This window comes from Chelativorans sp. M5D2P16, from assembly GCF_034427935.1.
Taxonomy (GTDB): domain Bacteria; phylum Pseudomonadota; class Alphaproteobacteria; order Rhizobiales; family Rhizobiaceae; genus Chelativorans.
Genome location: NZ_JAXQNM010000037.1, coordinates 19,655 through 32,137, shown reverse-complemented (window position 1 = coordinate 32,137; position 12,483 = coordinate 19,655). Strand labels below are relative to the sequence as shown.

16 protein-coding genes are annotated in these 12,483 nt (G+C 65.6%); 6 read left to right on the top strand and 10 right to left on the bottom strand.

Going from position 1 to position 12,483, the window contains the following annotated elements; translation table 11 throughout:
• Positions 1-6: 6 nt before the first annotated feature.
• On the bottom strand, positions 7-273 hold the full coding sequence (locus SIN08_RS17515; protein WP_322452891.1) for a hypothetical protein: 267 nt from the start codon (positions 271-273) through the stop codon (positions 7-9).
• A gap of 114 nt (positions 274-387) precedes the next feature.
• On the opposite strand from SIN08_RS17515, the gene SIN08_RS17510 reads away from it, so the two are divergent.
• From SIN08_RS17510 to SIN08_RS17495, 4 genes are all read left to right on the top strand, one after another.
• Complete coding sequence (locus tag SIN08_RS17510) at positions 388-564, top strand: hypothetical protein (protein ID WP_322452890.1); 177 nt, start codon at positions 388-390, stop codon at positions 562-564.
• 147 nt (positions 565-711) lie between these two features.
• Positions 712-1,668: an MDR/zinc-dependent alcohol dehydrogenase-like family protein gene (locus tag SIN08_RS17505; protein ID WP_322452889.1), complete on the top strand. Its 957-nt coding sequence runs from the start codon at positions 712-714 to the stop codon at positions 1,666-1,668.
• Positions 1,665-2,705, top strand: a complete 1,041-nt coding sequence (locus tag SIN08_RS17500) for a Gfo/Idh/MocA family oxidoreductase (protein WP_322452888.1) — start codon at positions 1,665-1,667, stop codon at positions 2,703-2,705. Before SIN08_RS17505 ends, SIN08_RS17500 begins: the two co-directional genes overlap by 4 nt.
• 19 nt (positions 2,706-2,724) lie before the next feature.
• Positions 2,725-3,009 carry a hypothetical protein gene (locus SIN08_RS17495; RefSeq protein WP_322452887.1) on the top strand — a complete coding sequence of 95 codons (285 nt, stop codon included), beginning with the start codon at positions 2,725-2,727 and terminating at the stop codon, positions 3,007-3,009.
• A 6-nt stretch (positions 3,010-3,015) separates the two neighbouring features.
• On the opposite strand, the gene SIN08_RS17490 is transcribed toward SIN08_RS17495, so the two are convergent.
• Complete coding sequence (locus tag SIN08_RS17490; RefSeq protein WP_322452886.1) at positions 3,016-3,306, bottom strand: hypothetical protein; 291 nt, start codon at positions 3,304-3,306, stop codon at positions 3,016-3,018.
• Between the two features lie 37 nt (positions 3,307-3,343).
• Positions 3,344-3,796 carry a CBS domain-containing protein gene (locus tag SIN08_RS17485; protein ID WP_322452885.1) on the bottom strand — a complete coding sequence of 151 codons (453 nt, stop codon included), beginning with the start codon at positions 3,794-3,796 and terminating at the stop codon, positions 3,344-3,346.
• 204 nt (positions 3,797-4,000) lie between these two features.
• Between SIN08_RS17485 and SIN08_RS17480 the strand changes: the two genes are divergently transcribed.
• Entirely contained in the window at positions 4,001-4,429 is a 429-nt protein-coding gene (locus SIN08_RS17480; protein WP_322452884.1) for a DUF2267 domain-containing protein, read from the top strand.
• A gap of 15 nt (positions 4,430-4,444) precedes the next feature.
• Here the strand turns inward: SIN08_RS17480 and SIN08_RS17475 are convergent, their stop codons facing one another.
• From SIN08_RS17475 to SIN08_RS17445, 7 genes are all read right to left on the bottom strand, one after another.
• Positions 4,445-4,627, bottom strand: coding sequence for a hypothetical protein (locus SIN08_RS17475; RefSeq protein WP_322452883.1), 183 nt, complete (start codon positions 4,625-4,627; stop codon positions 4,445-4,447).
• A 90-nt stretch (positions 4,628-4,717) separates the two neighbouring features.
• Positions 4,718-5,092: a hypothetical protein gene (locus SIN08_RS17470; RefSeq protein WP_322452882.1), complete on the bottom strand. Its 375-nt coding sequence runs from the start codon at positions 5,090-5,092 to the stop codon at positions 4,718-4,720.
• Positions 5,093-5,102: 10 nt separating this feature from the next.
• Complete coding sequence (gene ctaD, locus SIN08_RS17465) at positions 5,103-7,640, bottom strand: cytochrome c oxidase subunit I (RefSeq protein WP_322452881.1); 2,538 nt, start codon at positions 7,638-7,640, stop codon at positions 5,103-5,105.
• 4 nt (positions 7,641-7,644) lie between these two features.
• On the bottom strand, positions 7,645-8,646 hold the full coding sequence (gene coxB, locus SIN08_RS17460) for a cytochrome c oxidase subunit II (protein WP_416208099.1): 1,002 nt from the start codon (positions 8,644-8,646) through the stop codon (positions 7,645-7,647).
• Positions 8,643-9,800 (bottom strand): c-type cytochrome, encoded by a 1,158-nt coding sequence (locus SIN08_RS17455; RefSeq protein ID WP_322452880.1) that lies wholly within the window; start codon positions 9,798-9,800, stop codon positions 8,643-8,645. The genes coxB and SIN08_RS17455 overlap by 4 nt, the downstream gene beginning before the upstream one ends.
• Position 9,801: 1 nt before the next feature.
• The gene (locus tag SIN08_RS17450; RefSeq protein ID WP_322452879.1) at positions 9,802-10,389 is read right to left on the bottom strand and encodes a cytochrome c oxidase assembly protein; all 588 of its coding nucleotides are present in this window, start codon (positions 10,387-10,389) and stop codon (positions 9,802-9,804) included.
• 43 nt (positions 10,390-10,432) lie between these two features.
• Positions 10,433-11,092: a hypothetical protein gene (locus SIN08_RS17445; protein WP_322452878.1), complete on the bottom strand. Its 660-nt coding sequence runs from the start codon at positions 11,090-11,092 to the stop codon at positions 10,433-10,435.
• A 229-nt stretch (positions 11,093-11,321) separates the two neighbouring features.
• Here SIN08_RS17445 and SIN08_RS17440 point away from each other — a divergent pair, with 229 nt between their 5' ends.
• On the top strand, positions 11,322-12,476 hold the full coding sequence (locus SIN08_RS17440; protein WP_322452877.1) for an efflux RND transporter periplasmic adaptor subunit: 1,155 nt from the start codon (positions 11,322-11,324) through the stop codon (positions 12,474-12,476).
• Positions 12,477-12,483: the final 7 nt, after the last annotated feature.

The window sequence follows — 12,483 nt, the reverse complement described above, 5'->3', positions numbered from 1 at the left end:
CGCCGGTCAGTCCTTCTTGCGCGAGGGGATCTTTCCCTCGCGCACCCGGCGCTCGTTACGCCGCGAGGGCAGTTCGTCCTGCCAGTGGTTGACTCCGTCGCCGTGAAGCGAGAGGTCGACGGGCTCGATCTTCTCGCCGCCGCCGACATTAGCGACCTCCGGCACGTCGGCCGCGGTCGGCTGTTCGGTGCGCTCGAGCACCTGGCGGTCGCTTTCCGTCGGCGTGCCGCGCTTCTGCTTCCGGCGGACGTTCCTTTTCGCTCTATTAGGCATAAGCGCTCCCCGAGACCTGTGGCTTCTGCTCAAACCGGAGGGCGAGGCGAATGTTCCCGTGTGGAACGCACGCGCCCGCGAACGTGTTGACGGATAAAGGCGAGGAGACGTTCGGTGGCAGACGACGAGAAGAGGCGCGAAGACGGTGGAAGCGGCCCCGGCCCGGCCTATCCCGCCCGGTATGTACGGCTGGGCCGCGTCAATCTCGCCAGGCCGAGCCGGCGCGCCATCCTGAGCGCGGGAGCCCTCCTGCTTCTCGCCCTGCTGTTACTCGCGATCCTCGCAAGCTGAGCCCCCTCTGCCGAATGTCAGGCAGAAAGGAACCAATTCCGCCTCCTCCTGTTCTTCTTCCAAACGGTCGAACATCGGGCGCCAGGAATGTCACAAACGCTTCATCGCGCAGCATCCTCCCCTCCCTCCCTCTCCACACGCAACTCCATGCAAGCCGCCGTCCTGACCGGTCCCGGAGAACTGGAACTCCGCGAGGTGCCCGTGCCGGAGCCGAAGCCGGGAGAGGTCCGCGTACGCCTGAGGGGCTGTGGCGTGTGCGCCTCCAATCTGGAGCCGTGGAGCGGGCCGGACTGGATGGCGTTTCCCACGCGCCCCGGCGGCTTGGGACATGAGGGGTGGGGCGTCGTCGACGCGCTCGGCCCCGGCGTGACCAGCCTGGCACCGGGGCAGCCCGTCACAACCCTTTTCTACAACAGCTATGCCGAGTTCGACGTGGGGCCGGCCGAGAATGTCGTCCCGCTCCCACCGGCGCTGGAGGACATGCCCTTTCCCGGCGAGCCGCTTGGCTGCGCGATGAACATATTCCGCCGTGCCGGCATTCGGGCGGGGCAGACCGTCGCCATCGTCGGCATCGGCTTCCTGGGCGCCCTCCTCACCCGCCTTGCAAGCGAGACCGGCGCCCGTGTGGTCGCCATCTCAAGGCGCCCGTTCGCGCTGGAACTGGCCCGCCGCATGGGCGCGGCGCGCACGATCACGATGGACGACCATACAAGGATCGTCGAAAAGGTCGAAGCGCTCACCGGCGGGCGCTTTTGCGAACGCGTTGTGGAGGCGACCGGCAAGGCATGGCCGCTGGCGCTCGCCGGCGAACTGACCGGCGAAGGCGGCCGGCTCGTGATCGCCGGCTATCACCAGGACGGCCCGCGCGAGATCAACATGCAGCTTTGGAACTGGCGCGGCTTCGATGTGATCAACGCCCATGAGCGCGATCCCATGGCCTATACCAGCGGCATGCACGAGGCGATCGACGCGGTCCTGTCCGGTCGCCTCGAGCCCATGCCGCTGATTACCCACGCCTATCCGCTCGTTCGAACCGACGAGGCGCTGGACGCCACCCGCGACCGCCCGGACGGCTTTCTCAAAGCAGTGGTGAGGATGCCATGACCATCCCGCTTGGCGACCAGGCACGCACAACCGCCTGTAAGCGGCCGCGCCTCGGTTTCCTCGGCGTCGGCTGGATCGGACGGCACCGCATGAAGGCCCTTCTGGACTCCGGGATCGCCGAGGCCGCGGTGATCGCCGAACCCTCGCCCGAATGCCAAGACGAAGCCGCCAAGCTCGCACCGGCGGCGCAGCGCATGGAAACGCTGGAGGACCTGCTCGCCGCCGAGGTGGACGGGATCGTCATCGCCACGCCCAGCGCGAACCATGCCGAGCAGGCGATCGCCGCTCTTGGTCACGGGATTCCGGTCTTCTGCCAGAAGCCGCTCGGCCGGAGTTCAGAAGAAGCGAACGCGGTCATTGCGGCGGCCAGGGCCGCGGACAGGCTCCTCGGCCTCGACCTGTCCTATCGGCATACCGAGGCAATGCGGCGGATCCGGCCGATCGTCGCCGAAGGCGGCATCGGCCGCATCCATGCCGTCGATCTCGTCTTTCACAACGCCTACGGCCCCGACAAGCCCTGGTTCTACGACCCCGCCCTCTCCGGCGGCGGCTGTGTGATCGATCTTGGCGTGCACCTGGTGGATTTGGCGCTCTGGACCCTCGGCTTCCCCGCGGTCACAAGGGTCGAAAGCCATCTCTTCAACGCCGGCGAGCCCCTGCCGCCAAATCCCGATATCGTCGAGGACTTCGCCGTCGCCACGCTGACGCTCGAAACCGGTACGGTCGTCCGTCTCACCTGCTCCTGGCGGCTGCACGCCGGCCAGGACGCCATGATCTCGGCAGCTTTCTACGGCACCGAGGGCGGGGCGGCGCTCAGCAATGTCGACGGTTCGTTCTATGATTTCGTGGCCGAGCGCTTCGACGGAACCGCGCGCACGCGGCTGGCCGCGCCGCCGGACGACTGGGGAGGCCGCGCCGCGGTTGCATGGGCTACACGCCTCGCCACGAACAACCGCTACGACCCGCAGGCCGAACAGTTTGCTACAGTGGCGGAGATACTCGACCGCATCTACGGGAGAAGCCCACAGGAAAGCTGAGCGCAAGGGAGGCTCACCCATGTCCCATCTGCCCACCGACGAACTTGAAGGCCGGCTCAACGCCCAGCGCGAGACGCTAGCCATCATCGCCGCCCATATCGCCTATCTGGAGACCTGCTGGCGGCACTCGGCAACCGGGATCATCGAGACGCTCGAGGAGCACGTGCAGTTCCAGGATCACCAGGAGGACCCCGGCGCCGTTCCGACCGGCACGGCGTTTGCCATCGAAGGCGGCTCGACGCGCGAATTTCGGCTGATCCTCGAAGAGGTTCGGGCGCGGTTTTCGGAACTGCGCGAGAGCTGACGCCTTTCAGACCTCGTCGAAGCGTCCACCCTCGCGCGCATTGTTGCGCCGGAAGACCTCTTCCTCCTTCTCGTCCGGCAAGGCTTCGTCGCTTTGCTGATAGGGATTGTCCTTGCCCTCGCCGTAGTGCTCGTCGGTACGCACCCTGCCGGCACGGTCGAAGGGAACCGTCTCGCCTTCGGCGTCTTCGGGCGTGAACTCGACACCTTTCACCGCGTCCCAGTCCTGCTCCGCCCGTTCAGGCGCCTCCTCGGAGACGTCCTCGGGCGGATGCTTCTTGTTCTTCTCTTTGCTCATCCCGATGCTCCCTTGTGTTGGCAAGGCGAGGCCGCGCTCACGGCCGCGCCTCGCTGTCGCCCGTCTGGGTGTGACGCCCGCCGGGACGCGAGATACCCGTCAGCGCTTCGCCGGACGGACGCAGTCCTTCGGTGATGGCCATGTCGCCGAGCGACAGGATTCCCACCAGGCGCTTGTCGCGGTTGACGACGGGGATGCGCCGGATCTGCTGGTCCGCCATGTTGCGGGCGATGTGATCGGTGTCCTCGTCCTCGAAGCAGTATTTGACGTCGCGTGTCATCACGTCGCCGACAAGCGCGTTCGACCCCTGGCCCTGGGCCACGGCGCGGATAGCGATATCGCGGTCGGTGATCATGCCGACCAGCCGATCGTTGTCGCCCACCGGAAGTGCGCCCACGTCCATTTCGGCCATGACCCTGGCGGCTTCCTGGATCGTCTCGTCGGGATTGGCCACGCGCACGTCGCGCGTCATCTCCTCGCTGACTTTCATGGCTGAACTCCTTTGCCGGATTTTTCCTGGCTCGATGTGTGCAAGCTCACCAAATCAAACGGGGCCTCGCCGCCGAATGTTCCGGGGGTGCACGGATTTTCCCGTGTTTCTGTCGCCTACCGGGCTTGGAACAATCGGCGCCGGCCTCCGGTTGGATTGGCAGAAGAAAACGGCTTTCACCAAACCCGCGAGAGGAACGAAACCATGACCGCGACCGGGCTAGACGTCATCGACAGGACGCTGCAGACCACGAATATCTGGCTGGATGAGATCATGGACGAACTGGGCCCCGACCGTCAGTTCGCCTGGCATGTGCTGGGCGCCGTGTTGCGCGGCCTTCGCGACCGGCTTTCGCCGGAGCTCGCCGCTCACCTCGGCGCCCAACTGCCGCTCCTCGTGCGTGGCACCTATTACGACCGCTATCAGCCGTCGAAAACACCGGAAAAGGTGCGTTCGCTCGACGAGTTCCTGTCCGGGATCGCCGACGAGCTTTCAACGACGCGGCCCGTGGGCGCCGAAGACGCGTTCCGTGTCGTCTGCCGCATGCTCGACCGCCACATCGAAGGCGGCCAGGCGCAGAAGGTATGGCAGGCCTTGCCCGAGGACATCCGGCGCGTGGCCAGCCCGTCCTGAGGTCGCCGACGGTCTCTAACCCAACTCACGCACCATCTCCGCTTCCCGTTCCAGGACAGCGGCCACTTCCTCACGCGTCAGATGCGTCAGCATGAGGCTGATGCAACACTCCAGATAGGTAAGCGACGACCGGCGCAGAAACTCTCTCGTCTGTTCCCGTGACAATCGGTCGATCTTGCTTTCCCGCTTCGACATCATCGTAACTCTTTGGTACCGGAGGACGGCCATGGCCGTCATTCCCGCACCCAATCGCCAAGGCCCGCCGAGGTTCCCTGCCGGACCGGTCTTTCATCGCCCTTGCGCGCAGGAAGACAGGGCCACCATGGCGATCCCCGACCACGCAATGCCGAAAAGCGACAGGAGGCAGAGGGTCCGGGAGATTGCATCATAGACCCGATGGTCGTCCGCCTCGTCGCCGATCCCGAACAAGCGGCCGGTGCGGCGCTGCAGGAGGACGGAGAGCGCCAGCGGCACGAAGGCCACAGCCGTTGCGGCCAGAAGGATCGTTGTGGAGACCGATGGCGCACCGCCGAGCGCGCAGACGAGCGTGTGCGCGCCATAGACGACGAGAAGGTGCAGCCCCCATACCAGCGGCCCCAGCATCAAATAGGCGAGCATCGCGACCACGGAAGGCTCGCGTTCGGCATGGTGCAGTTCCGCCATCCCTGCCTCCTCAATATGCGATCCGCGGGAAGCCGTGGATGACCACGAGCCCGAGCAAAATTTGCGCCACCGCGTAATAGTAGAGCAGCGCCGCGTTGTCGAAGCTGAGGCGGCGCACATTGTCGAGCTTGCCGGCAACGTAACGGGCGATGGCGAACCCGGCCAAAACGACGCATGCGAGGCCGACCTGCAGATTGAGGAAGCTCGCCATATAGACCATCGCCCCATAGGCGTTCGCCGTGGGGCGCAGCCCCGTCGACCAGTGCCCCCAGGCTTCCAGCGCCACGGCGGAAGCGAGGCATACGGCGCCGATGGCGATGAACACCGGCGCCAGTACCCGCCGGGTGCCCGGGGCCGGCAGAAGGCGCCCGCCCGCGAACATCGAAGCCGCGCCGCCGACGACCAGCAGCGCTGACGCAAGCGGCAGGACGGGATCCGGCAAAGCGGGAGAGCCCTCAGGGGCCCAGACATCGGGCGAAACGACCCAGAGATAGAAATAGGAGAAGACATAGGCGATGTAGAGCGAGGAAGCGACGATGATGAGGACGAACATCGCCCACCAGGAATGTGACGTCGGACCGGTCATATAGGTCGGCACCTTGACGCCGGCGCCGATATCCACCGGCCCCGTGCCCGGTCCGTGATCAAGCCCCCATGCCCAGACGATGCAGGAAGCGACCGAAATGACGCCGCATATGAGGGCCGGCACCACCAGCTTGACCGTCAGAAGCAGGAAGAAGCCGGCCATGAAAACCGCCGCCACCACCTGCGGCCAGCCGGGCCCCGGCATGCGGATGATGTATTGCGGCCGGGCGTCGATCGGGCTGGTGACGATTGTCTCCCGCCCGCCCGTGGGCGCCCCCGGCAGAAAGTGCCGTCCCTCCTCGACCTCGCGGGTGAGGTTCGGCTGGTCCCACAGCGGCTCCCGGCTGGTGACGTAAGGGATGCTGCGCGTGGAATAAACGCCGCCCGGCAGCCATTCGAGCGTGCCCGCATCCCACGGATTGCCCTTCCCCCCGGCAGCGGACGGCCGGAAGTGCAGGGCGAGGTCGATCACGAACACGAGGACCCCCACCGCCAGCATATAGGCTCCCACGGTCGAGATCATGTTGAGCCCGTTCCAGCCGAGATCGTCCGGATAGGTCCAGACGCGGCGCGGCATGCCGATCAGACCGGTCAGGTGCATGGGGAAGAAGGAGACGTTGAAGCCGAGAAACATCAGCCAGAAGACCCAGCGCCCCAGCCGCTCGGACAGCATGGTGCTGCTTGCCATCGGTGCCCAGTAGTAGAAGGTCGCAAAGAGCGGGAAAACCATGCCGCCGACGAGGACATAGTGGAAGTGCGCGACCACGAAATAGGTGTCGTGTACCTGCCAGTCGACGGGCACCAGCGCCACCATCACGCCCGTCAGCCCGCCGACGGTGAAAATGAAGAGGAAGCCGAGCACGAAGAGCGACGGCGTGTTGATGCGGAAACGCTCCTTGCCGGCGGCAATGGTGGCGATCCAGGAAAAGACCTGGATGCCCGAGGGAATGGCCACGGCCATGCTGGCGGCCGAAAAGAATCCCAGACTGAGGGAGGGAATGCCCGTGGCGAACATGTGATGCACCCACAGCCCGAAGGAGAAGAAGGCCGTCCCAATGAGGGCGACCACGATCAGCCGGTAGCCGACCAGCGGATGCCGTGCCATGGTCGGCACGATCATCGAGACAAGTCCCGCCGCCGGCAGGAAGATGATGTAGACCTCCGGATGGCCGAAGAACCAGAAGAGATGCTGCCACAGGAGCGGGTCGCCGCCCTTGTCGGCGGTGAAGAACGGCCAGCCGAATGCGCGCTCGATCTCCAGAAGCATGGTGGCGAGGATGACGGCCGGGAAGGCGACGATGATCATCCCCGCGAAGACCAGCATCGACCATGCGAAGATGGGCATTCTGGCCAGCGACATGCCCGGCGGGCGGGTGCGCAGCGCCCCGACGATGATCTCGATCGCCCCGGCGATGGCGGAAATCTCGATGAAGCCGATGCCGAGCAGCCAGAAATCGGCGTTGTTTTCAGGCGAGAATTCGAGCAGCGTCAGCGGCGGATACATGAACCAGCCGCCCTTCGGGGCAAGGTCGAAGAAGACCGTGAGGAAGAACACCGTGCCGCCGACGAAATAGGCCCAGATGGCGAAGGCCGAAAGCCGCGGGAAGGGAAGGTCGCGCGCCGCCAGCATCTGCGGCAGGAGGAGGACGCCCAGCGCCTCCACAGCCGGCACCGCAAAGAGGAACATCATGGTGGTGCCGTGGACGGTGAAGATCTGGTTGTAGAGGTCCTGGCTCAGAAAGTCGTTCTCCGGCACGGCAAGCTGCGTGCGCATGAGAAGCGCCAGGACGCCGGCGGCCAGGAAAAAGACGAAGGCGCCGCCGACATAGGCGATGCCGACCACCGTATTGTTGACCGCCGTGACGATGCGGAAGCCCGTGGGCGTCGCCCAGATGCGCTCGAGCTCCTCCGTTTCGCTCTCGGGCCGGGGCGCCTCGTTCGGCAGCTTGGCTTCCTGCTCCATGCACCTACTCCAGGCTTTCCAGATAGGCTGCGAGCGCCGACAACTCCTCCTGCGAAAACTGCTCGAAGGGCGGCATCAAGTTGTCCGGCTTGATTTGCTGGTTGTCGGCGATCCAGCGCGCGAAGGCCTCGCGGTCGTTCGGCAACACCGCCGCCGCCAGCGAGAGGCGGCCGCCGACATGGGTGAGATCCGGACCGATCTCACCCCGGGCCCCGACGCCCCTAACGCGATGGCAGGCACCGCAGCCGTTCTCGAGGAAAAGCGTGCGCCCACGCTCTTGCTGTTCCGTCTGCGGTTCGCGCGCCGGCTCCGCCTCTTGTGTCAGCCAGGCATCGTATTCATCTTCCGGCATCGCCACCACGTAGAGCGCCATGAGCGCGTGTGCCCCGCCGCAATATTCGGCGCACTGGGCGCGGCTGACCCCGGGCTCGCTCGCCTCCACCACGAGTTCGTTGGTGCGCCCGGGGATCATGTCGAGCTTGCCGGCGAGCTTCGGCGCCCAGAAGCTGTGGATGACGTTGTCGGATTCAAGCTGCAGGCGCACCGGGCGCCCGACCGGCAGGCGCAATTCATTGGCGCTCACCACTTCTTCGCCGTCGGCCGTGGCGTAGGTGACTTCCCACCACCAGCGTTTGCCAACGATGGTCACCATGTCCGCGTCCGCTGCCTGGCTGCGCACCATTCCCGCCTGCATGACGACGAGTCCATAGACGAAAAGGCCGGTGAGCACTGTCACCGGAAAGACGATGCCGCCGCCGATCACCACCCAGTCGCTCGCCAGGCGCGAGCGCCAGCGTGCCGGTCCGTAAAGGGCGATCGCTACCAGCGCGAGGACGATGAAGGTCACGACGACGCCAACCCAGGTAGCGGTCCACAACAGCGGATCGATTTGCAAGGCCTCCACGCCGCTCGGCGACAGCACGGACTGTACACCGGCGCATCCGGCTGTCGCCGCAACGGGCGCATGAATCATGATGCGAAGGAGCAAACGTGCGGCCCGCCTCATCGCGCCGCCTCCCTGGCCGACGTTTCCGCCGCGCCGCCCGATGTACCGAGGGATGCGAAATAGGCGGCGACGTCCTCAATCTGCTGTTGGCTCAATCTGTCAGCGACGGGCGCCATGATGTCCGCATAGACCGTGCCCGAACGGACTCCGCTGCTGAAAAGTGAAAGCTGCGTCGCGATATATTCCGCCGGGAGGCCGTCGAGCCGCGGAAACTGCCCGGAGGTCGCGGTGCTGTGACAGGAGAGGCACGCGGGAACGTTGCCCTCTGGCGCGCCGCGCAACGCTATTGTCTGGCCGCGGCGCACCGCCTCCGGATCCAATGCACCGGGTGACAGTATTGGTTCGCTCTCACGCTCGGCGTAGCGGCGGGCCAGCGCTTCCATCTGTCCTTCTCCGAGCTCGGATGCCACGGTTTCCATGATTCCGCTCTGGCGCCGGTTTTGCGAATATTCAACGAGCGCACGCTCCATGTAGTCGGGCTTTTGTCCCGAGAGCGGCGCTGCAAGCGGGTGGACCGGCGCCGCACCCGGTGCGCCGTGGCAGGTGTCGCACATGGCGGTCACATCCGCCGTCTCGAGATCCTGGCCGAACTCCAAACGGGTGGCGCCGGCAATCTCTTGCGTATCCAGGCCCGTCATTTCCGCATAGGTCTCGGCATCCATTTCCGGCAGACGCTCCAGGAACGCGACCAGCGCCCAGACCTCCTCGACGCGCTCTCGCCCCGGCCAGGCAGGCATGCCGGTGAATTTCAGCCCGTTGTCGACGATCCAGAAGAGCTCCTTGGTTTCCCAGTGCTCGACCGCCCGCGACAAGGGTGGAGGAGCTGGATACATCTCCGCGGCAACCGGATTCTGCGTTGCGGCCGGCGAGGCGTGGCACGGCGCACAGCCCAGGGCGAAATGCCGCCCACCGAGCCGCGCCAGAGCTTCCTCGGAGAGATCGGGCGGTTCGCCGACGCCGAAGCTGTGGGTCTCCACCGACCGGCGCAGCGTGAGCCGGATCAGGGCATTGGTGGCATCGAAATGGCGCACCGTCGCGCCGACATTGTAGACACCCGAAAGGACAAAGATCCCGCCCAGGAGGAGACCGCCGACGACAGCAATAATGACGCCGAAAAGCAGCGCTTCCCAGCCTGGCAGCGAGATCCAGCGCATGTCAGCGGCTTTCTTCCGGCAAATAGGTCGGCGGCCGGCGTTCGATGTCGCGGATCCAGCGTGCGGCGATCACCACGCCCGCAAGGACATAGGTGAGCGGACAGGCGATCAGCATCAAAAGTCCGGCAAGCTGCTGGTCGGACAGCAACGCGGCGGCGGAAACCGGCCCGCCCATGTGGATCTCGGCGGCCCGCGAATAAAGGACGCGCGGTGCGAAGGTAAGCAGCGCACCAAACAGGCAGAACAGCTTGCCCGTGATGGCCAGCGCCCCCAAGGCCCGCCAGCGCGCCTCCTCCGCTTCCTCGAGGACGGCGCGCCAGAACCAGAGTGCGGAAAGGACCAGCGTGCCGTGCATCAACATAGTGCCGCCCGGCGTGCCGAGCGCAAACGCCATTGGCGCAGGGAGATGCCATGCCCAAAGAAGCGTTATCTGAACGAGCGCCGCCGGTCCGACCCAGCAGGCATAGCCTGGCGCGGGCCCTCCGCCTCTCCACAGGCGCCACGCGACCACCGCCAGCGGCGCCCCGATATTCATCGCCAGGATATGCGCAATCATGTGCTCGGTTAAAAAGCCGGCAGCTTCCATCATGTCGCCTGAACCAGAAAACCGCTAAGTTGTTCCGCCAGCCGCCTCATTCCGCGGCTGTTTTCATTGGTGATTCGTCGCCTGCCGCCACGCAGGCGCCCACCTGGTCGCGCATCTGCCTCTCGATCCGCCGGCGCTCCGCCTTGGAGCGAACCTGGTGCGTGGTGACGCTTTCCGACCGCAATATACGCTGCCCCATCCTTTCCACGATCTCGTAGTCGCGCTGGGCGGCGACGGGCCTGTCCTCCGATCCGTAGGTCGCCACGATCGTCAGCGTCAGCGCGCGGACGGAGGCGATATCCCTGCCCGTCTGGCCAAGGCTGTGCTCGATGATCTTGTGATAGGGACCGAGTTCAACGGATCGGCCGCTGTTCAACGGCCCCTGATAGCCGTCCACTTCGGACTGACCTTCCGGCTCCACCCGTCCGCCCCAGTCGGTGATGGAACAGACGATCGTATCGTCGGGGCCGTCGCTCTTCAGTTCCGCGATCACGCCTTCGATATAGATCGCCTCCGTGCTCATGTTCGTCACGACGCATTGCGTGCCAAGGCTGTGGCCGTTGGCGCGGTTGATGAGAATCTTCGCGTGCCGCGCGCGCCGGTACCCGTTGAGCAGCAATTGGAAGTAGAGCACCCACACCACGAGCATGAGCGAGTTGAGAACGACATTGAGCGGTTCGTTCTGTTGGCTGATCCAGTTCCACATGTCGTGCCCGCCTTCCCCCCACCATTCACCCGAACGCCGAAGGGGGGCAATGGTTTCGCGGCGGTGACGGAAAAGCCTGGGCAAGGGGCGGCAACCCTTACGGTAATTTAATGATATAATGGATGAAATCAGACCCAATCTTGCCGTACATATGGTGTACGCATCGGTTTGGGCTACGGGGTCATTTTCAACCCTCCGTTGCTCCCGAGACCGTGCATTGGAGAACTGAATGTCCTGGTGGAAGCAGGCCCTTTTGAGCCTCCTGATCCTCATGGTCGCGGCCGCCCTTTGGTATCGCTTCTTTCCCGGCGCGGCGGAAATCGCCAGCCATTGGGGACTTGCGGAGGGTCCGGCCGAAGCGGCCATTTCACAGGAGGAAAGACGGCACGGCGGGAGCGGAGGCATTGGCGGGCCCGGCGGCATACAGAGCCCCGTCATCGCCAAGCCGGTGACCAGCGCCACCATCAACGACCGCCTGACCGCCATCGGCACGGGCAGCGCGCTCCATACGGTGGCGGTGCGGCCCTTCACGGCGGGAAGGCTGACGGAGATCCTCGTCGAATCGGGCGCGGACGTCGCGGCCGGCGATGAGATCGCCCGTCTGGACTGGGAAGTCGAAAGCATCGCGGTCGACCGCGCCGAACTCGCCCTCGACGACGCGCGCGCACGCCTGGAGCGTGTCATCGAGCTGCGCTCGAGCAATACCGTGACCGCCGTCCAGCAGACCGACGCGGAGTTGGCGGTGCGCAATGCCGAGCTCGAGCTGCGCACGGCGCGCCTGGCGCTGGAGCGGCGCCGGATCGTGGCGCCGATCAACGGCGTGGTGGGCATATTGCCGGTTTCTCCGGGTGACTATGTCACCTCCTCCGACGAGATCGCCACCATTGCCGACCGTTCGCAGATCCTCGTCGATTTCTGGGCACCGGAACGGTACGCGCCGGCGATAACGATCGGTGCGGCGCTGACGGCGTCCTCCGTCGCGCGGCCGAACGAGTCCTATCGCGGCACCGTCCGCGCGATCGACAACCAGGTCGACCCGGAAAGCCGGACGATCCGCATCCAGGCGCTGATCGAGAATCCGGCCGATACGCTGCGCTCGGGCATGGCCTTCCGGATCAGCATGCGCTTCGAAGGTGAGACCTTTCCCGCGGTCGATCCGCTGTCCGTCCAGTGGGGCACCGACGGTGCCTATGTCTGGGTGGTACGCGAGGGCATAGCGCAGCGCACGCCGGTGGAGATCGTCCAGCGCAACGCCGACGCGATTCTCGTCGAGGGTGAGTTCGCCGAAGGAGACCAGGTCGTGGTCGAAGGGGTGCATGCCGTGCGCGAGGGTGTGCCGATCGCCGGCGGCGGGGACAACGACCTCGCCGTGCGCGGCTCGTGAGGGATGC